Below are 20,434 nucleotides of genomic sequence, written 5' to 3' on the forward strand. Positions count from 1 at the left end.
TCGACGATGAACACGTTCGGCTCCCGGATGCTCGCCATCTCCGCGCCCGCCGCCTCGGGTGAGGCCTTGCGGTAGCTGCGGCCGTAGAAGGTCCAGGCGGAGCAGAAGGAGCAGTCCCAGGGACAGCCCCGGGTGAACTCGATCGACGCACACGGGTCCAGTTCCCCGATGAAGTACCGGCGCCGGTGGCGGGTGAGGTCACGGGCCGGTACGGGGCTGTCGATGCCGTGCAGCATCCGCGGTTCCGGGCCGCGGCCGGTCGGAGTGACGATCCCCGGCACGCCGTCGACGCCGCCGTCCCGGACCGCCGCCAGCAGCGGGGCCACGGCCGGTTCACCTTCACCCCGCACCACCGCGTCCACGGCCCCATCAGCCTGTTCGAGCACGTCTTCGGCCACGAAGGAGACACTGTGCCCGCCGAAGAAGACGAAACAGCCGGGGTGCGCGCGCTTGGCCGCGTGCGCGAGAGCGATCGCCTCGGGAATGTTGGCCAGGTAGTTCAGGGACACGCCCAGGGCATCCGGACGGAAGGAGGAGAACTCCCGGGCCAGCTCCCTCTCACTGGTCACCTGCAGGTCCACGACTCTCACCTCGTGACCGGCGTCCCGCGCCGCGCCGGCCACCCGTTCCAGACCGAGCGGCTCCAGCCGCAGGAAGATCTCCGAGTACAGCAGGGCACTGGGGTGGACGAGAAGCAGACGCATGATCACCTCGACGAGTGCGGGCGGGGACGACGGCCGGGTGGCGGCAGTACGGGAGGTTCGACGGGAGGCCGTCCGACGCCACACCTCCGGCGCCAGGCCCAGGGCCGGCGGTTCCGCGTGGGGTGGCGGTCACCGCGTTCATCCGCCCGGCAGCTCGGCGGAGGGCCCAGGGCCTGCGGGATGGCAGGCCCTTCCGAGTGGTGGTGGCCGCGCGCCGGGCCCGGCCGCCGGCCGGGGTGGCGCCGCAGGTGGCGGGATGCCGTACGCCGCACACGGGGTAGCCCCGCACTCCGCGCGGCGGCCGGCCACACCTGCCGGTGCGCGCACCTGCCCTCCAGCGCACGGACGGCACCGCTCTGACCGCGGTGGAGCGCGACGCGCTCACCAGCGAAGGAGGCCGCGAACACCCGCTCCCTCCGCACGCTCCCGGAGAGCGCGACCGGGTAGCAGACATCCGGGTTCGCCCCGACGTGACACGGGTCGACCGTGCCAGACCTCGGATCGCGGTGCTCCGAGCGCCGGCTGCTCCCGGCCTCGTCGGAGTCGGTCTCAGTCATACCTCTCCCTGACTCGAGGGACGCCTCCCCTGCTTGAGGACGCCGGCACGGACAGCGACGCGACGCTTCTCACCGGACATCCCCGCGACGGCGGGGCCCTCGGTGCCCCATCGTGCGGCCGGCGGCCGCCCGCGGCCTGCCCAGCGCACCCGAAGGCGTGAGCAGTCCGCCGACCCCGGCACTCGCAGATGCACGAAAGCGCACTTTTCCGTATGATCTGCGCGGTTACCCATGAAAGGGCGCGCTGTCGCACCTCTGTGGCCGGTTGGACAGGCGTTCAGGAGTCACGGAAGCAGAAGCCGAACGGCCCTGGCCGTGGTGAGGGTGCCGACGTGCGCTTCAGCGGCCGCGGAACGGGAGCTGCGAAGGTGAAGCGGAGTCGACCAGCGCTGCGGGCGTGTGGTGAGGCGGCACGTCGAGCGGCGGTCACGGTTGTGTACGCTCTCGCGCTTTCGGCTCTGGCGCTGGGGGCGATATGGCTGGCGGTGCGTATCTCTCCGCTGCAACCGGTGTCGGCGGCCGGTCAGACGGTACGGGTGGGCGCCGCGCCGCTCGAGTGGAGTCTGTCCGGACCTGGACAGCTCGACCTGTTCGGCCAGCGGATACCCACCCGGCAGCACTTCGACGGGCCGATCAAGCCCAGGCTGGAACTGACCCGCATCAACGAAGACGCCGAGGTGGCCCGGCTCCTACGGTCCGGCGACCACGAGCGGCTCACCCTGGAGGTGGGCCGGAAGCTGGCGACGGGATGGTTCCGCTACGGAGCGTGGGAGACCGCGGTGGCCGCCGGGCTGATCCTGCTCCCCCTGGCCGCCTGGACGGGGCTGCGCCGTATGCCGCCGAGGCGGACCGTCATCGTGCTGGCCGCCGGTGTCGCCCTGGTGACGGCGGTCAACGCCGTGGGCTTCTATCTTCTGGCCTCGGACACCCCCCGGGCGCTGCGGAACGTACGGTCCCTCCAGGATCTGGTCGGCGACAGCCCTCTGTCCTCCGTGCCCAGGACCGAAGGCCCGCCCCTGAGCGGTGTACGGGCGGTGGTCCTGGGTGACTCGACGGCCGCCGGTACCGGAAACCGTCCCTTGCCCCGCCCCACCGATCTGGACCGGGCCTGCCGACGCAGCGCGGACTCCTATCCCCAGGTACTGGCGCGGACCAACGACTGGTACGTGCTGAACCTCGCCTGTTCAGGCGCCACGATCCGCGACGGCCTCCTCGGCGTGCAGATCGCCGGGGGCCAGGTGGCCCCGCCGCAGCTCGCCCAGGCACTGCGGGCCACCGAGGCATCCGTGGTCATGGTCAGCGTCGGGGCCAACGACGTGCGCTGGTCGGACCTGGTCAAGCTGTGCGCGGCTGCCCCGTCCTGTGCCGACCGCGCCTCCACCGCCTTCTTCCAGAACCGCCTCGCCCGGTTCGCCCTCGACTACCGAAAGCTCCTGCAAGACCTGGCCGCCCTCCCGAACCGTCCGGCGGTGCTGGTCAACGAGTACTACGACCCCTTCGGCGCGGATGTCGCCTGTCTCCGCGAGGAGGGTCTCACCGAGCAGAAGGTGCAGGTCCTGCGCTCACGACTGACGGCACTCAACTCCGTGCTTCGGCAAGGAGCCGAAACCGCGGGCTTCACCCCGGTGAAGCCCGAGTTCGCGGGGCACGGGCTGTGCAGCGACCAGTCCTACGTACAGGGACCGACGGGCCGCGCCCCACTGCACCCGACAGCCGCCGGAGCCTTGGCCATCGCCCTCGCCGATCAGCAGGCCCTTCCCGCAGCAGCACGCTGACCACACCACGAGCGCCGAGACCCTCGATCGCCCGCTCCCGATCTGACGCCCGCCCCGTCCAGGAGAACGACACGCCAGGTACCCGCGGCCGGACAACCGGACACCGTTCCGGAACCGAGCCGAGTACCGGGGACGGACGGTGTGCGGAAGTGCACGGGCACGTCGGCGCGAACGCCCGGCACCACCGGCCGAGCATCCAGACGTACGGCACCGGAGCGGGTGGCGTTCTCACGGCGTGTCCGGCAGAGCGTGCTGGTCGTGAGCCGCGAGAGCGACGTCCGCGCTGCGGCGTTTCCCTCGCACCCGCACGGTTACCCATGAAATGGTCCGCCGTCCCGGCTGCCCTGATCGGCCCGGGCAGGGGTGTCGCGGACAGCCGCACAGTACGCAGGATCGGAAACGGAGTTCTCATGGCCAGCACGAAGGTGTCCGACTACATCCTCCAGCGGCTGCGCGACTGGGACGTGGACCATGTGTTCGCCTACGCCGGCGACGGCATCAACGGCCTGCTGGCGGCCTGGGGACGAGCCGGGAACAAGCCGAAGTTCGTCCAGGCGCGGCACGAGGAGATGTCCGCCTTCCAGGCGGTGGGATACGCCAAGTTCTCCGGAAGGGTGGGCGTGTGTGCCGCCACCTCCGGACCGGGCGCGATCCACCTGCTGAACGGGCTCTACGACGCCAAGCTGGACCATGTGCCCGTGGTGGCGCTGGTCGGGCAGACCAACCGCAGCGCCATGGGCGGCTCTTACCAGCAGGAAGTAGATCTGGCCAGCCTGTACAAGGACGTCGCCTCGGAGTTCTGCGAGACGGCGACGGTGCCCGAGCAGCTGCCGAACCTCATCGACCGGGCGATGCGCACCGCGTACGCCAAGCGCACCGTCACCGCGATCATCCTGCCCGCCGACGTGCAGGAGCTCGACTACAGCCCGCCGACCCACGCGTTCAAGATGGTGCCCTCCAGCATGGGCCTGGGCCGGTACGCGCCGGTGCCGGCGGACGAGGACATCGAGCGGGCCGCCGAGGTGCTGAACGCCGGCGAGAAGGTCGCCGTGCTGATCGGACAGGGTGCCCGCGGGGCGCGCGCCGAGGTGGAGCAGTTGGCGGACCTGCTGGGCGCCGGGGTGGCCAAGGCCCTACTGGGCAAGGACGTCCTGCCCGACGACCTGCCGTATGTGACCGGGTCCATCGGGTTGCTGGGCACCCGCCCCTCGTACGAGCTGATGCAGGAGTGCGACACCCTGCTGATGATCGGCTCCAGCTTCCCGTACACGCAGTTCATGCCGGAACTGGACCAGGCGCGGGCGGTGCAGATCGACATCGACCCGCACATGATCGGCCTGCGCTACCCGTTCGAGGTGAACCTCGTCGGCGATTCCCGCGAGACGCTGCGACGGCTGCTGCCGCGCCTGCGCCGCAAGGAGAACCGCAAGTGGCGCGAGGGCATCGAGAAGAACGTCTCCCGCTGGTGGGAGGTCATGCAGCGGCGGGCGGCCGTGGACGCCGATCCGGTCAATCCCGAGTACGTGGTGCACGCCCTGGACGGCAAGTTGCCCGACGACGCCGTCATCGCCGCCGACTCGGGTTCCGCCGCCAACTGGTACGCCCGTCACCTGCGGCTGCGCGGCCACATGCGCGGTTCGCTGTCCGGCACGCTGGCGACGATGGGGCCGGGCGTGCCGTACGCCATCGGGGCGAAGTTCGCGCATCCCGACCGTCCGGCCATCGCGCTGGTCGGCGACGGCGCTATGCAGATGAACGGCATGATGGAGATGGTCACCGCCGCGAAGTACCACCACGAGTGGTCCGACCCGCGGCTGATCGTGGCCGTGCTGAACAACGGGGATCTCAACCAGGTCACCTGGGAGATGCGGGCCATGTCCGGTGCCCCGCAGTTCGAGGAATCGCAGTCCCTCCCGGATCTGCCGTATGCGGAGATCGCCCAGCGCATCGGCCTGGACGGTGTGCGGGTCGAGAAGCCCGAGCACGTCGAGGCCGCCTGGGACCGGGCCCTGGCCGCCGACCGGCCCTTCGTCATCGACTTCCGCACCGACCCGGCCGTCCCGCCGATCCCCCCGCACGCCTCTCTGGACCAGATCGAGGCCGCCGCCTCCGCCATCCTGCACGGTGACAGCGACCGCGGCTCCATGGTCAGGCAGGGCCTGAAGGCCAAGGTGCAGGAGATGCTGCCCGGCGGCCGGCATCGCGACGACCGTCCTGGCGCCGGAGCCCACGACAGCACGGAAAAGAACAAGTGACCCACCCGGCACCACAGGTTCAGGTGTTCCACAACGGGCCCGCCGTGGAACACCTGTCCGTCTCCGTCTACCGTGTCCCCACGGATCTGCCGGGCGGGGACGCCACGCTCACCTGGGACTCCACGACGCTCGTCCTGGTCGAGCTCGCCGCGGCGGGAGAGACCGGCATCGGCTGGACCTACGGCTCGGCCGCTACCGCCCCGGTCGTCGAGGGCGAACTCGCGGACCTCGTCGTCGGGCACGACGCGTTCGGCGTCCCCGCCGCCAACGACCGCATGAGCCGGGCCGTACGCAACACCGGCAGGCCCGGCATCGCGGCCGGCGCCGTCTCCGCCGTCGACACCGCCCTGTGGGACCTCAAGGCGCGCCTCCTCGGATTGCCCCTGGTGCGGCTGCTGGGCGCGGCGCGCGACGAGGTCGCGGTGTACGGCAGTGGCGGCCTGACCACGTACGACGACACCCACCTCGAACGGCAACTGCGTGGCTGGGCCGATCAGGGCGTCGACCGGGTGAAGATCAAGATCTCCGAGTCCTGGGGACAACACGAGGCCCGTGACCTGCACCGCACCCGGCTGGCCCGCCGCATCGTGGGCGACGCGGCCGAGCTGTACGTCGACGCGAACGGCGGCTACACCCGCAAACAGGCCGTACGCATGGCCGCCGCCACGGCGGACCTCGGCGTCACCTGGCTGGAGGAGCCCGTCTCCTCCGACGACCTCACCGGGCTGCGCGTGGTGCGGGACGCCGTCAGGGCGGACGTCGCAGCAGGTGAGTACGGCTATGACCTGCCGTACCTCGCCCGGATGGCGGCCTCGGGAGCCGTCGACTGCCTCCAGGCCGACGTCACCCGCTGCGGGGGCATCACCGTGTGGCTGCGCGCCGCGGCCGTCGCCGAGGGACTCGGACTGCACATCTCGGGACACTGCGCCCCCCACCTGCACGCCCACGTCGCCGCGGCCGTACCCAACACCCGTCATCTGGAGTGGTTCCATGACCACGTCCGTATCGAGAACATGCTGTTCCACGGCACACTCGATCCGCGGGGCGGCACCGTCGCACCGGGCGCGGGCGGGGAACCGGGGCACGGCCTCACGCTGGACCGGGCGGCCGCGGAGCGCCACCGCACGACATGAGCACCCGTCCCGTGGATGAACCCGCCGACCGGCCTTTCGCACTGCGGGACTACGCCCTGATCGCCGACGGGGAACGCGGCGCGCTCATCGACCCGCGGGGCGAGATCGCCTGGCTGTGCGCGCCGGCCTGGCACAGCGGCACCGTCTTCGCCGGCCTCCTCGGCGGCCCCGGCCACTACCGGGTCCGCCCTGCCGACCCGTGGAACGTGTGGGCCGGCTCCTACGAGGACGGCACACTCATCCGCGTCAGCCGCTGGGTCACCGCCGACGGGATCGTCTCCTGCCGGGAGGCCCTGGCCGTCCCCGCCGACGCGGGACGCGTGGTGCTGCTCCGGCAGATCCGGGCCGTTCGCGGCGAGTCCCTCGTCGACATCGATCTCGACGTCCGCGGCGATTACGGACGCCACCCCATGACGGACCTGCACGAAGGCGGCGGCACCTGGCGGGCCCGCTCCGGCCCCCTGCACCTGCGGTTCACCGGCGCCGACCACGCCCGCCCCGGCCCGGACGGTGTGCACACCCGCCTGCGGCTGCCCGAGGGCGGGAGCCACGACCTCGTACTGGAGATCGCCACCGGACCGCAGGAGACACCTCTCGTCCCGCGCGCCCTCTGGGACGCCACTGAGAGGTGGTGGAAGTCCGCCGTGCCCGACTGCTCCGGCACCGCGGCACCGCGCGACGCCCGTATGGCGTACGCCGTCCTGAACGGGCTGACCAGCACCACCGGCGGCATGGTCGCCGCGGCCACGACCTCCCTGCCCGAACGCGCCGACACCGGCCGCGACTACGACTACCGCTACGCCTGGATCCGTGACCAGTGCTACGCCGGCATCGCCGTCGCCGCGCACGGCCCCCACCCCTTGCTGGACCGCGCGGTGCACTTCGTCTCCGACCGCATCCTGGAAGACGGCGCCGACCTGCGCCCCGCATACACCGTCACCGGGGAGCCACCCCCCGCCGAACGCGGTCTTCCCTTCGTCGGCTACCCCGGTGGCAGCGACCGGACGGGGAACCGGGCGGGCCGGCAGTTCCAGCTCGACGCGTTCGGTGAAGCGCTCCAGCTGTTCGCCGCGGCCGCCCGCCACGGCGTCCTGGACACCCGGGCCGCCACGGCAGCCACGGCAGCCGCCGAGGCCGTGTCCGACCGCTGGACGCAACCGGACGCCGGGCTGTGGGAATTGGAGAACCGCTGGTGGACGCACTCCCGTCTGTGCTGCGTGGTCGGGTTGCGCGACCTGTCCCGTGAGGTGCGCACCCCGGCGTCCGCGGACTGGTCACGGCTGGCGGACCGCATCCTGGACGACACCCGGTCCCGCTGCCTGCACCCGGACGGCTACTGGCAGCGCGCCGTCGGCGATTCCGGCCCGGAAGCGGCCTTGTTGCTGCCGCTGGCCCGCGGAGCCGTGCCCCCCGCCGACCCCAGTCTCGCGCTCACCCGCTCGCAGGTGACGCACCGACTGGCCGACGACGGCTACGTCTACCGGTTCCGGCACGGGGACAAGCCGCTGGGCGACGCGGAAGGCGCGTTTCTGCTGTGCGGCTTCACGATGGCACTCGCCGCTCACGCACAGGGCCTTGAGACCGATGCGGTGCGGTGGTTCGAACGCACCCGCTCGGCATGCGGCCCCGCAGGTCTGTTCGCCGAGGAGTACGACGTCGTGCAGCGCCAACTGCGCGGCAACCTTCCGCAGGGCTTCGTTCACGCCCTGCTGCTGGAGTGCTCGGTCCGCCTCGGCGGCGCCCAGGACGCCGTCACGACCGCCTGGCGGTGAACAGTCCGGCGCACTTCTCGTCGTCGTCCCCGGTGAGCAGCAGCACCTCGTCGCCCGCCTGCAACCGCGTGGAACCCTGGACCGGGACGAGACGCCCGTCGCGGACGACCGCGCTGATCCACGTGTCCTCACCGATGTCGAGGCCGTCGAGACTGCGGCCGTCGGCGTCGGACCCGTCCTCGACCACGTGGCGGGCGACACCTTCCGGCCGGTCGCGCAGACGCACGCCGAGTGCCCAGGGTTCCAGTTCGACGGACCGCATCGGCACCCCGGACAGCCGGGCCACCGTGGGCACCAGTGACCCCTGGACGATGACGGAGAAGACGACCACGACGAAGACGATGTCGTAGAGCCGGTCGGCGTCTTCGACCCCGGAGCTGACGAGGTAGCTGCCGAGGAGGACCGGGACGGCGCCCTTGAGTCCGGTGAAGGCGAGGAACACCCGCTCGCCCGCACGTAGGCGCATCCGCCACAGCAACGACGCCATGACGAGCGGACGCACCACGAAGGCGAGCAGTACGGCCAGCAGCAGACCGTCCGTCCAGGCGCCCTCCGCCGTGAAGGTCCACAGCGGCACGGTCAGCCCCAGCACGGCGAAGGCGACGATCTCCCCCAGGCTGCCGAGGGCGGTGTGGAAGCGCTCGATCTCCCTCTTGTAGGGCGCACGGACATCGCCGAGCAGGACGCCGGCCACGAAGACCGCCAGGAAGCCGGAGCCGTGGACCACCGTCGTCAGTCCGTAGACCGCGAACGCCCCGGCGAGGGTACGCAGCGGATACAGCCCTTCGGCGGGCAGCGGCACCTTGCGCATGACGACCTTGAGTGCCCAGCCGCCCACCGCGCCCATCGCCGCGCCGATGGCCATTTCCTGGACGAAGATCAGCGCCGTGTGGCCGGCCGTGTCCAGGACCGACCCCGTCGACGTGCCCAGCAGTCCGGCCATGAGCGCGATGCCGACGGGGTCGTTGGCGCCCGATTCGCCGGGCAGGAGGACACCGGTGCGGCCGGTGATCTTTTTGCGGCCGAGCACCGAGAAGACGACGGCCGGATCGGTCGGCGCCAGCGCGGTGCCCAGCAGCAGGGCGGGGCGCCAGTCGAGGCCGAGCAGGAAGTGGGCCGCGGCGGCGAGCAGGCCGGCGGTGGCGAAGGTGCCCAGCACGCCGATGGAGAGGATCGCGCGGGCCTCCGGCCGAAAGCGCCGCCATCCGAGCTCCATGCCGCCCTGGAAGAGCAGCACCACCAGGGCGACGGTCACGACGTCCTGCACGGTCGCCGTCGACAGCTTCCGCAGCCCCGGGAAGAGGTCCACCGCGACGGCGGCGACCACCAGGAAGAACGCCGGGGCCGGGATGCGGGTGCGTTCGCTCAGCCGGTTGGACCCCACCGCAGCCATACCGGCCACGGCCACGACCAGCACTGCCAGTCCGAACGACCAGGTTCCTTCCACCTGGCAGCACCTTTCCCTCGGCGATCCGCCCGCGGCCCGGGCGCGACAGCGGGCCGCGTTCCCTTTCGTGTGTGCGGGCAGCAGTGGGCGCTGCTCACGACCGGTGTGAGCCCGGGCGGCGGGCGCGCCACGCGCCGGCCAGTGCTGCCAGCACGGCCAGCGTCGCAGTGGCCGCGCCCAGCGGCAGCAGGGCCCGTGCCCCCGGGGCCTCGGGCCGCTCCGGCCTCGCCTCCCGGCCCTTGAGGCCCGCCGCCAGCACCTCCGCCAGGTGCAGCGGGGTGCGCCCGGCGTCGGACTGGTCGACCTGTGTGCGGCAGCTGAAGCCGTCCGCGAGGACGAGTGTCGCCTCGTCCGCCTCCCGCACCGCGGGCAGCAGCCCGGCCTCGGCGCACGCCATGGAGACGTCGTAGTGGCCCTTTTCGAAGCCGAAGTTGCCGGCCAGTCCGCAGCAGCCCGCGTCCAGCACGTCGGCGTCCACCCCGGCCCGCTCCAGCACCTTCCGTTCGGCGTCGAAGCCCATGACGGCGTACTGGTGGCAGTGGCGCTGGACCACCGCCCGCGCGTCGACGCGCGGCGGCTGCCAGTCCTCGGCGCGTTCGACGAGGAGTTCGGCCAGCGTGCGGGTCTGCTCCCGCAGGCGGCCCACGTCGGGGTCCTTGGGCAGCAGTTCGGCCGCGTCCGCGCGGAAGACGGCCGTACAGCTCGGTTCGAGCCCGACGACGGGCGTGCCCCGGCGCAGGTCTTCGCGGAGCACGTCGAGGGTATGGCCCAGGACCCGCTTGGCGATGTTCAGTTGCCCGGTGGAGATCCAGGTCAGCCCGCAGCACACGGCCGCGTCGGGCACCTTGACCCGGAAGCCCGCCGCTTCCAGGACCTCGACGGCCGCCATGCCGACCGCCGGGTGGAAGTGGTCGGTGAAGGTGTCGGGCCACACCACTACCTCGCCGCGGTGTCCGTCCCCGCGCGGTCCGCCCCGCTCGCGCCACCAGTCGGTGAAGCGCTGCTCGGCGAAGACGGGCACGTCCCGCTCGGGGGCGACACCGCCGAGGGCCTTGGCGACGCGGGCCACCCCCGGCACCGAGGCCAGCGCGTTGACGGTACGCGGCGCGAGCGCCACTGCCCTGGCCATCGCGGGCAGCCAGCCCATCGAGTAGTGAGCCAGGGGCCGCAACCGGCCCTTGTAGTGGTGGTGCAGGAACTCCGCCTTGTAGGTGGCCATGTCGACGTTGACCGGGCAGTCCGTCTTGCAGCCCTTGCAGGCCAGGCAGAGGTCGAGTGCGTCGTGCACCTCGTCGGACCGCCAGCCGTCCGTGACCGGCGGGTCGTCACCGTTTCGGACCATCTCGAACAGCAGTCGCGCCCGGCCCCGGGTGGAGTGCTCCTCCTCGCGGGTGGCCCGGTAGCTGGGACACATCACCCCGCCCTCCAGGGAGCGGCACTTGCCCACGCCCACGCACCGGGCCGCGGCCCGGCTGAACTTGCCGTCGTCGTGGGGGAAGGCGAAGACGGTCTCCGGCTCCCGGGGCAGATAGTCCGCGCCCAGGCGCAGGTTGTCGTCGAGGCGGTACGGGAGCACGATCTTGCCCGGGTTCATCCGGTTGCCGGGGTCGAACAGTCCTTTCAGCCGCTCGAACGCCTCGATGAGCTCGGGTCCGAACATCCTCCCCAGCAGTTCGCCCCGCGACTGGCCGTCCCCGTGCTCGCCGGACAGCGACCCGCCGTAGGAGACGACCAGGTCGGCGGCCTTCTCCACGAACTCCCGCATCCGGGCGATCCCCTCCTCGGACTCCAGGTCGAAGGGGATGCGGGTGTGGACGCAGCCGTGGCCGAAGTGGCCGTACATGGACGGGTGCCCGTAGTCGAACTCCTCGTACAGCCGCCTGAGGTCGCGCAGGTAGTCGCCGAGGCGGTCCACCGGCACCGCGGAGTCCTCCCAGCCCTCCCAGGTGTCGGGCTTGCCCGGGACGTGCGCGGTGGCGCCCAGGCCGGATTCGCGCACCAGCCACAGGTCGTGCACGTGCTGCTTGTCGTCGTACCAGGTGTGGCCGACGTCGTCCGGTTTGGCTTCGATCAGCTCCCGCGCCCTGGCCTCGACCTCCTCGCGCGTGTCGCCGGTGAGCTGCACCATCAGATAGGCGCGCCCCTCGGGCAGCTCCTCCAGCGCCCCGGGGTTGAGGTGCTTGACCTGCTGGAAATGGACCAGCTGGTGGTCCACACCCTCCAGGGCCGCCGGCTCGTGCTCCAGCACGGCCGGTACGTGGTCGGCGGCCTCGCAGATGTCCCGGTATCCGAGGACGACCAGTGCCGTGTGCTTCGGCACGGGCACGAGTTCGAGTTCTGCGTGCAGGACGGTCACCAGCGTGGATTCGGAGCCGGTCAGCAGTCCGGCGACGTCGAAACCGTGCTCGGGCAGCAGCGAGTCGAGGTTGTAGCCGGACACCCGGCGCGGGATGTCGGGGTAGCGCTCGCGTACCAGGTCGGCGTACCGGTCCCGCAGCGCCGTCAGCCCCCGGTACAGCTCCGCCTGCCGACCCTCGCCGGTGGTCAGCCTCCCCAGTTCGGCGTCGCCGGTCCGCCCCACCCACATCCGGGCCCCGTCGTAGCTGAGGACCTCCAGGCGGTGCAGGTTGTCGACGACCTTGCCGTACGCCTGGGCCGTCGATCCGCACGAGTTGTTGCCGATCATTCCGCCGATGGTGCAGTTCGGGTGGGTGGCCGGCCTCGGCCCGTACTGCAGGCCGTACGGGGCCAGCTGCCGGTTCAGGTCGTCCAGGACGATGCCCGGCTCGACCACGCAGCGCCGGTTCTCCGGATCCACGGACAGCAGCCGGTTGCAGTACTTGCTCCAGTCCACCACCACCGCGGTGTTGCAGCACTCACCGGCCAGGCTGGTGCCGCCACCGCGTGACAGCAGCGGCGCCCCGTGCTCCCGGCACACCGCCACAGCTTCCACGGCCGCCTCCACTGTCCGCGGAACGACCACGCCGATGGGTACCTGCCGGTAGTTGGAGCCGTCCGTCGAGTACGCCGCCCGCGTACCCGGGTCGAACCGGACCTCCCCCTCGACCCGGGCCCGCAGATCCCGTTCGAGGGCTTGCGCATCGGTCTGCGCCTGCGGGCGCCTGACTACGGGAAGAGGCAGATCGACCGGTTCCATGAACGACACTCCACTGGGAGACGGATGGTGCGCCGGTGGTCACGGGCACACGCTCGAGGAGGGTGCGGCGCCCGTCCACCCGGTCCGGGCGCCGTGCGGCGTCAGTCCTTGCCGCGTGCTGTCAGGGCGTCCGTGATGCGGTCCGCCATGCTCGCGCCGCCGGGGGCCGGATGCTTGTTGGCCGACGCGGTGGCTGGGACGGACAGGTGCGGACGGATCGGGGCCGTCTTCGTGGCCCGGCGGACCTGTCGTCCAGCTTCATCAACTCGTCCTCTGAGACGGCCGACCGCAGTCGGGGAAAGAGGTTGTCCTCCTCGTCGCGGACATGCGAGCCGATCTCGGTCATCAACGCTCCGCTGACGGAGGCGAACTCCGGATCGTCGGCGTCGGAGCCCTCGAGTTCCTTCATGGTCCGCTCCGCCTCGGCGCGGTCCACGCCTGGTGGCCGGTGGTCAATTCCGCGATGACATAGCCGCCGTGGCCCACGGGCCTTCCTCTCCTGTGCTGACCGGAATGCCCCGACCGTGTATCCACGGCTCTGCGCACGCAAACCGGGCAGGGCGTTCGGCGCAATGGTGCGATTGCGTGTGCGGGTGCGGGTGTCTCATGCGGACACGAGACTCAGCCCTCGATGCCGACGGCTCCCCGATCCTGCGTGTGGGAGGACCTCAGCGCGAGGGCAGCGATGTCGTCGTCGAGCCTTCCGCCGCAGTGCTGCAGCAGAGCCCGGTGCAGCTGGTCGAGCAGCTCGCGGGGCTGCTCCAGGCCCTGTCGCCGCATCCACTCCGGCAGCGGGAAGAACTCACCCGCGTGGTCCCGGGCCTCCGATACGCCGTCCGTGTAGAGCAGCAACTGGTCCCCCGGGGCGAAGGCGACGACGTCGACCCAGTAGCGGTCGCCGATGAGCGCTGCGAGGTTCAGCGGCGGGGAGGCGATGGTCGGGACCAGGACCCGGACCTTTCCGCGATGCGTGATCAGTGGCGGGGGATGCCCGCAGTTGAGAAGCCGTACCTGGCCGCCGCCGTGCGGGATCTCGGCGAGGAGAGCCGTGGCGAAGTGCTCGGGCTGGTCCTGGGCCGGAACGGCGGCGCTGTGGCGTGTGACGGCGGTCTCGAGGCGGTGGATGACGCCCTGCAGGTCGGGCTCGTCATAGGCGGCCTCCCTGAAGCAACTGATCACCGCCGAGGCCGCCCCCACTGCGGACAGGCCCTTGCCCCGTACGTCGCCGATGAGCAGCCGGACCCCGTGCGGTGTACCGATCGCCTCGTAGAAGTCACCGCCGATCCGGGCCTGTTCTTGGGCCGCCAGGTACAGCGACTCGATCTCGACGCCCTCGATGCGGCGTGGCAGCGGGCGCAGCAGCACCTTCTGCGCCGCGTCGGCGACGAGCCGGATCTGGAAGAGCATTTCCTCACGCTGAAGTCGGACATGGCTCCCGTATGCGGCCGCCAAGGTGACCGCGATGATCGCGGCCGCCGTGTACTGCGTCCCCAGATCGGTGTGGAAGAAGCTGAGGACGATCATGAGCAGCAGGCAGAACGCCCCCATGAGGATCGTGGGGAGCACGGGCCACATCGCGGCGGCAAGGGCGGGCGCGGCGGGCAGCAGGCGGCTGAAGGCGATCTCCCTGGGCGTGGAGAACGCCAGCCCGGCGATGAGGGCGGTCAGGATGAGGGGTGACAGCCGGGCAGCTTCCCATCGGCCGCTGTAGGCGGGGCGACGGCGCCATGGCCATGCAGACATGATCACAAAATGCATCATATCGGCCTAATTGGGCATTGGGCGCGGAAGGATCATGCGACGCACGCGAGAAACGCGCGCCGGACGGCCACACCCGGAGGAATCGAAGCCATGCGGCGCATACCGCCCGGGCGCCCGAGGTCAGCCGGGCACGGATCGGCCGAGCCCTGGCCACTTGGGATCACCGATGCTAAAAAGGTCGCATGGCGAAATCTTTCGCCCGTTTTCGACACCTATCAGTCAAGCGCCTCCTGGGCAGGGGCACGCGGAGCGTGGCCGGGCAGGTGCTGGTTTTCCAGGTGGCTCTGGTAGTGCTGCTCGTGACCTGCGGCGTCATCGCTCTCATCCTGCAGTCGGAGCGGGACAACAACGCCGAGGCCAGGCGGCGCTCCACGGCCGTCGCACAGACCTTCGCGCACTCACCGGGCGTCCTGGCGGCATTGCAGACCCCGGATCCGAGCAGGATTCTCCAGCCACTCACCGAGGCGGCACGCCGGGCCGCCGGCGTCGACTTCATCGTGGTCATGGACACCGAGGGCATCCGGTATACGCACCCCTTGCCGGACCGCATCGGAAAGCGGTTCGTGGGCGAGATCGGGCCGTCGCTGGCGGGGGAGGTCTACGTGGAGAGCGTCGACGGCCCACTCGGTCGCGAGGTGCAGGCCACGGTCCCGATCGAGAACGCCGACAGCCAGGTGGTGGCCCTCGTCTCGGCCGGGATGAAGGTCGAGAACGTCGAAAGTCAGGTGGCCCGGCAACTCCCGATCATCCTGGGCGCCGGGGCCGCAGCGCTCGCGCTGTCCACCGGTGTGACGGCGCTGGTGGGCAAGCGGCTGCGACGCCAGACACACAGCCTGGCCCCGGACGAGATGACCCTGATGTACGAGCACCACGACACGGTGCTCCACTCCGTTCGGGAAGGGGTGCTGATCGTGGCCGCCGACGGGCAGCTGATGCTGGCGAACGACGAGGCCAGACGCCTGCTGGAGCTGCCCCCGGATGTCGAGGGGCAGCTCGTCTCGGAGCTGCCGGGCCTCGATCCCGAGATGAAGGCGCTGCTCGCCTCCGGGCGCGAGGCGACCGACGAGGTGCACCTCGCGGGCGAACGGCTGCTCGCGGTCAACCAACGTCCCACGGACTTCGGGGGAGGTCCCGAGGGAACGGTGGTGACACTGCGCGACTCCACCGAGTTGCAGGCGGTGACCGGCAGGGCGGAGGTGGCACGGGAGCGGCTCAGGCTGCTGTACGACGCCGGACTCCGCATCGGTACCACCCTGGACGTGCTGCGCACCGCCGACGAGTTGGCGCAGGTCCCGATTCCTCGCTTCGCGGACTTCGTCACCGTGGACCTTGCCGACGCCGTCCTGCACGGCGAGGAGCCGGCCCCCACGGCGACGGACATGCGGCGGGCGGCCGTATGCGGCGTACAGGACGACCATCCGCTCTCCGAACAGGGCCGGCTTTTCGACTACCTTCCCTCCACGCCCCAGGCGCGCGGCTACGGCAGCGGCCGGTCCCAGTTGGTGAGCGATCTGCCGACCGCCACGGGCTGGCGCGTGCAGGACCCCGAGCGCGCCAAGGCGATCATCGACCACGGTATCCACTCCCTCATCAGCGCCCCCATCCAGGCCCGCGGCGTCGTTCTGGGCATGGCCACTTTCTGGCGCGCGCGACAGCATGAGCCCTTCGACGAGGAGGATGTGTCGCTGGCGGAGGAGCTGGTGGCCCGTGCCGCGATAAGTATCGACAACGCCCGCCGCTACACCCGCGAGCACGCTCTGGCCGTCACGCTCCAGCGCAGCCTGCTGCCACAGGCCATGCCGGAGCAGAACGCCCTCGACATCGCCTACCGCTACCTCCCCGCCCAGTCGGGCGTGGGCGGGGACTGGTTCGACGTGATTCCCCTGCCGGGGGGCCGGGTGGCGCTGGCCGTCGGGGATGTGGTCGGCCACGGCCTGCACGCCGCCGCCACGATGGGCCGGCTGCGGACCGCGGTGCACAACTTCTCCGCCCTCGATCTGCCGCCCGACGAGCTGCTGAGCCATCTGGACGACCTGGTCGGGCGCATCGACCAGAACGAGACGGCAGAGAGCGCAGCGGGCGTCGTGGGCGCCACCTGCCTGTACGGGATCTACGACCCCGTGACGCGCCACTACGTCGTGGCGCGTGCGGGGCATCTGGCGCCCGCGCTGGTCCAGCCTGACGGAACCGTCACCTTCCCGGACGTGCCGGCCGGTCCGCCCCTGGGCCTCGGCGGCATGCCGTTCCAGACCGCTGAGCTGTGCCTCGCGGAGGGAACCCAGCTCGTCCTCTACACCGACGGCCTCATCGAGGACCGCAGACGCGACCTGGACGTGGGAATGGAACTGCTGCGCGATGCGCTGACGGGCCACTCCGGCCGGCCGCCCGAGGAGACCTGCCAGGACGTGCTGGACAGCCTGCTCCCCGATCGTCCCAAGGACGACGTCGCCCTGCTCGTCGCCCGCACTCGGGTACTGGCGCGCGACCGCATCGCCGACTGGGATGTGCCAGCGGACCCGGCCGCCGTCTCGGGTATGCGCGACGCTGCGTCCCGAAGGCTCGAAGCATGGGGCCTGTCAGAGTTCGGCTTCACCATGGAGCTCATCCTGAGCGAGCTCATCACCAACGCCATCCGCTACAGCGCCGGGCCGATCCACGTGCGGCTGATCCGCGACCGCACGCTGATCTGCGAGGTGGCCGACGGCAGCAGCACCTCACCGCATCTGCGGTACGCCGCGACGACGGACGAAGGAGGCCGGGGCCTGTTCCTGGTGTCGCAGATGGCTGAGCGCTGGGGCACCCGGTACACCCCGCAGGGCAAGGTGATCTGGGCCGAACAAGCCCTGCCCGAGGTCAGCCGGCAGCCCGTCCCGACACCGGGCGACGCGGACACGCTTTCGGACGAAGAGGCAGCCGGACCGAGAACCCCGACGTAAACGCGCCGCGCCGCCGAGCCCCCCTGTCCGGACACGTACCCGTCCCCACCGCACCAGGAAGTGGCGCCGTGGCCCCTCCGCGCGGCAGGTCGCGCGGAGGGGCCACGGTGCGAGCGTTACTTCCCCCGGGGGCCCTGACCGTCACAGGTCGGCGAGCCCCCTGGGCGGACTGTCACGGCGCCATCTCGTACGCCCCGGCCAATGCCTCCACACGCTCCCAGACGCGCCCCGAACGCGCTTCGTCGACGACGGGACGCCGGACGGCACCGAGCGCCCAGCGCTGCTGATCACCAGTGGCGGAGTCCTTGCCGTGCAGTTCGACGGCGAAGGCGGAGAAGTCGCGGACGAGGACGGAGAACAGCTCGTCGAGCACATCCTCGTCAAGGTCCGTGAGGCGGGCCTGCTCCAGGATCAGCTGGCCGTGCACCACCAGCGCGAACAGCTGGCCGACGGCGAGAAGCAGATCGAGGTCGCGGCTCTGCTCCTCGTCGGGGGCTGCGGTGGCGACGAACTCGCACAGGGCGTCGGCCTGCTCCCGGAAGCGGGCGACGTTCGGCACCCCGGCGTATGCGTCGTAGGCGGGGCGCCAGTCGTGGAAGCGCACGGAGCCGAGGCCACGGGCCGGTCCCTGCTCGAAGAGGAACGTGTCGTCGGCCGCGTCGAGGCGGGTCGGTACGGGCGCGAACCCGGCCGGGTTCAGGAGGTGGTTGCGCATGAACTTGAGGATCAGCGCGAGATTGACGTGCACCGTGCCCTCGAGCTTGGGCAGCCCCCGGATCTCGACGGCGGCCTGGGCGAAGTAGGTGTCCTTCTCGAAGCCCTTGGCGGCTATCACGTCCCACATCAGGTCGATGACCTTCTCGCCCTCCGTGGTCACCTTCATCTTCGTCATCGGGTTGAAGAGCAGGTAGCGGCGGTCGTCCGGCGAGGCGGAGCGGAAGTAGTCGACGGCGCGGTCGCTGAACAGCTTCATTCCGACGAGGCGGACATAGGCGTCGGCGAGCTCGCGGCGCACGTGCGGGAAGGCGGTGACGGGGCGGCCGTACAGGATGCGATGGTGCGCGTGGGTGACCGCCTCGTACATCGCGTGCTCGCAGATGCCGATCGAGGCGGTGCAGAGGTTGAACTTGCCGACGTTGACGGTGTTGAGGGCGGCGTCGAAGGCGGCGCGGCCCGTGTGCAGGACGTCGTCGGGGCCCACCGGGTAGCCCTCGAGGCGGAACTCGCTGACGTACTTCGAGGAGTCGACGACGTTCTTGACGAGGTGGTAGGCCGGGTGGCGGCTGTCGGCGGCGAAGAAGACGTAGCCGTCGGGGCCCTCCACGTCGACGCGCCGGCCGAAGACCGAGACGAGTCCGGCGGCGTTCCCGTTGCCGATGTAGTACTTGGAGCCCGTCGCCCTGAAGCCGCCGTCGCCGTCCGGCGTCAGCAGCATGTCGGTCGAGTAGATGTCGGCACCATGGGTCTTCTCGGAGAGGCCGAAGGCGAACACCTCACCCTGGGCGAGGAGTTCCGCCGCGCGGGAGCGGGCCGCGGGGTTGTCGCTCTGCCAGACCGGTCCGAGGCCGAGGATGGTCACCTGCCATGCGTACCAGTAGTCGAGACCGTAGAACCCGAAGATCTCGTTGAGGGCGGCGATCCGGGCCGTGTCCCAGCGCTGGTCCTTGTGGCCGGCGGCGGACGCCGGGGTGAGGAAGGTGGCGAACAGCCCTTCCTTGGCTGCGAACGCGAGGAAGTCGGCCAGCCAGGCGCGGGAACGGTAGTCCTCGATGAGCCTGCGCTTGCCGCGGTCCTCGAACCAGTCGACGGTGGCACGCAGCAGCCTGCGGGTCTCGGGGTCGAAGTGCGCCGGGTCGTAGGTACGGGGGTTGAACAGGAGGGGGTCGGCCATGGAGGTCCGCCTTCCGAGGGTTGAGAGTGGAGGGTGCGGGTCTGAAGGTCGCGGGGTGCGGGCAGCGGTGGCCGCCAGGTCAGGCGTGCGGGGGTGACGTGCCGAGCCGGCGGAGGGTGGCGAGTACGTCGTCGAGCCAGGCGATCGTCATCCGCTCGTACGCGATGCCACCGCGCAGCACGACATGCTGCAGTTCCTGACCGGCGTCGAGCGGGGTGGGAGCCGCCGGGCCGGTGAAGTCGCGCAGCTCCCCGGCCAGGTAGTGCGCGAGCCGGTCGATGTGCACCTGGCGGTGCCGTTCGACCTCACGGATCAGCACGGACGGGTCGTCGAAGGCCGCGCCGCGGATCTTCACGGCGAGTTCGTGCCGCATGCTCTCTGGCTGGATCGATTCGTGCAGCCACTGAGAGAGGGCGGCGCGGCCGGGGCCTACGACGGAGTACTCCTTCTTGTCCGGTCGGCTCCGCTGCGACAGCTCACGGACGGCGAGCAGGCCCTCGCTCTCCATGCGCCTGAGAACGCGGTAGATCTGCTGATGCGTGGCGGTCCAGAAGTGTCCGATGGACCGCTCGAACCGCCGGGCCAGCTCATAGCCGGTGCCCGGCTTCTCCAGCAGGGAGACGAGGATCGCGTGCTCGAGCGCCATACCCCGATCCTCATATGCAACTCGTTGCATAGCCAAGTGGCGCTGCCCAGGTGAGACAGGGCTCACGCGGGGCGGGGTGGACGGTCCTCGCTGGAAGCCGTTGACCAGGGAGCAATGCGGAAGTCCGGCTGGAGCACCGTCCGATCTGCCACCGAGCAAGCCCTCGAAGCGTGCGGCACCGGTTTTCCGTTCGGATCAGGCATTCGCACACGCAGCATCGCCTACCACCACGACTGCCCGTCGGGTACACAAACCCGTTATCTAGGTTCATACATGCGTTCGCCATATGTTTGCACCCCGGGGTGAACCCTGCCTCAACGCGTCCGCGCGGCCGTTGACGAAGGCTAAACACTTCTGGTGGGACGAGAGATGAAACGGGCATGAACGCCATCACAGCCCT

Annotated in this window: 12 protein-coding genes; 5 read left to right on the forward strand and 7 right to left on the reverse strand. The window is 70.9% G+C overall.

The features are described 5' to 3' along the window. Positions 1–704 (reverse strand): cobalamin-dependent protein (locus tag ACFU3E_RS23410; protein WP_384161413.1); only part of this gene is annotated, 704 nt, incomplete at its 3' end. Between the two features lie 2 nt (positions 705–706). Then, positions 707–1,261, reverse strand: a complete 555-nt coding sequence (locus ACFU3E_RS23415; protein WP_384161416.1) for a Rieske 2Fe-2S domain-containing protein — start codon at positions 1,259–1,261, stop codon at positions 707–709. Between the two features lie 485 nt (positions 1,262–1,746). Here ACFU3E_RS23415 and ACFU3E_RS23420 point away from each other — a divergent pair, with 485 nt between their 5' ends. From ACFU3E_RS23420 to ACFU3E_RS23435, 4 genes are all read left to right on the forward strand, one after another. Next, complete coding sequence (locus ACFU3E_RS23420) at positions 1,747–3,036, forward strand: SGNH/GDSL hydrolase family protein (protein ID WP_384161419.1); 1,290 nt, start codon at positions 1,747–1,749, stop codon at positions 3,034–3,036. Positions 3,037–3,446: 410 nt separating this feature from the next. Further along, positions 3,447–5,291: a thiamine pyrophosphate-requiring protein gene (locus ACFU3E_RS23425; RefSeq protein WP_384161422.1), complete on the forward strand. Its 1,845-nt coding sequence runs from the start codon at positions 3,447–3,449 to the stop codon at positions 5,289–5,291. Then, entirely contained in the window at positions 5,288–6,424 is a 1,137-nt protein-coding gene (locus ACFU3E_RS23430) for an enolase C-terminal domain-like protein (protein ID WP_384161425.1), read from the forward strand. The genes ACFU3E_RS23425 and ACFU3E_RS23430 overlap by 4 nt, the downstream gene beginning before the upstream one ends. Next, entirely contained in the window at positions 6,421–8,196 is a 1,776-nt protein-coding gene (locus ACFU3E_RS23435; protein ID WP_384161428.1) for a glycoside hydrolase family 15 protein, read from the forward strand. The genes ACFU3E_RS23430 and ACFU3E_RS23435 overlap by 4 nt, the downstream gene beginning before the upstream one ends. Here ACFU3E_RS23435 and ACFU3E_RS23440 read toward each other — a convergent pair. The 3 genes from ACFU3E_RS23440 to ACFU3E_RS23450 all read right to left on the reverse strand — a co-directional run bounded on the left by ACFU3E_RS23440 (position 8,177) and on the right by ACFU3E_RS23450 (position 14,549). Continuing rightward, positions 8,177–9,643, reverse strand: coding sequence for a cation:proton antiporter (locus tag ACFU3E_RS23440; RefSeq protein ID WP_384161430.1), 1,467 nt, complete (start codon positions 9,641–9,643; stop codon positions 8,177–8,179). The two genes, ACFU3E_RS23435 and ACFU3E_RS23440, sit on opposite strands and share 20 nt — an antisense overlap. Positions 9,644–9,737: 94 nt before the next feature. Then, positions 9,738–12,800 carry an FAD-binding and (Fe-S)-binding domain-containing protein gene (locus ACFU3E_RS23445; RefSeq protein ID WP_384161433.1) on the reverse strand — a complete coding sequence of 1,021 codons (3,063 nt, stop codon included), beginning with the start codon at positions 12,798–12,800 and terminating at the stop codon, positions 9,738–9,740. Between the two features lie 621 nt (positions 12,801–13,421). Then, a complete protein-coding gene (locus ACFU3E_RS23450; RefSeq protein WP_384161436.1) occupies positions 13,422–14,549 on the reverse strand; it encodes a PP2C family protein-serine/threonine phosphatase in 1,128 nt (375 codons plus the stop codon). Positions 14,550–14,743: 194 nt separating this feature from the next. Between ACFU3E_RS23450 and ACFU3E_RS23455 the strand changes: the two genes are divergently transcribed. Next, a complete protein-coding gene (locus ACFU3E_RS23455) occupies positions 14,744–17,497 on the forward strand; it encodes a SpoIIE family protein phosphatase (protein ID WP_384161440.1) in 2,754 nt (917 codons plus the stop codon). Positions 17,498–17,669: 172 nt separating this feature from the next. Here the strand turns inward: ACFU3E_RS23455 and ACFU3E_RS23460 are convergent, their stop codons facing one another. Together ACFU3E_RS23460 and ACFU3E_RS23465 are read right to left on the reverse strand one after the other, a co-directional pair. Then, a complete protein-coding gene (locus ACFU3E_RS23460; protein ID WP_384161443.1) occupies positions 17,670–19,388 on the reverse strand; it encodes an acyl-CoA dehydrogenase family protein in 1,719 nt (572 codons plus the stop codon). A 79-nt stretch (positions 19,389–19,467) separates the two neighbouring features. Next, the gene (locus ACFU3E_RS23465; protein WP_384161446.1) at positions 19,468–20,034 is read right to left on the reverse strand and encodes a PadR family transcriptional regulator; all 567 of its coding nucleotides are present in this window, start codon (positions 20,032–20,034) and stop codon (positions 19,468–19,470) included. Positions 20,035–20,434 lie beyond the last annotated feature (400 nt).

This window comes from Streptomyces sp. NPDC057424 (assembly GCF_042803315.1).
GTDB lineage: Bacteria > Actinomycetota > Actinomycetes > Streptomycetales > Streptomycetaceae > Streptomyces.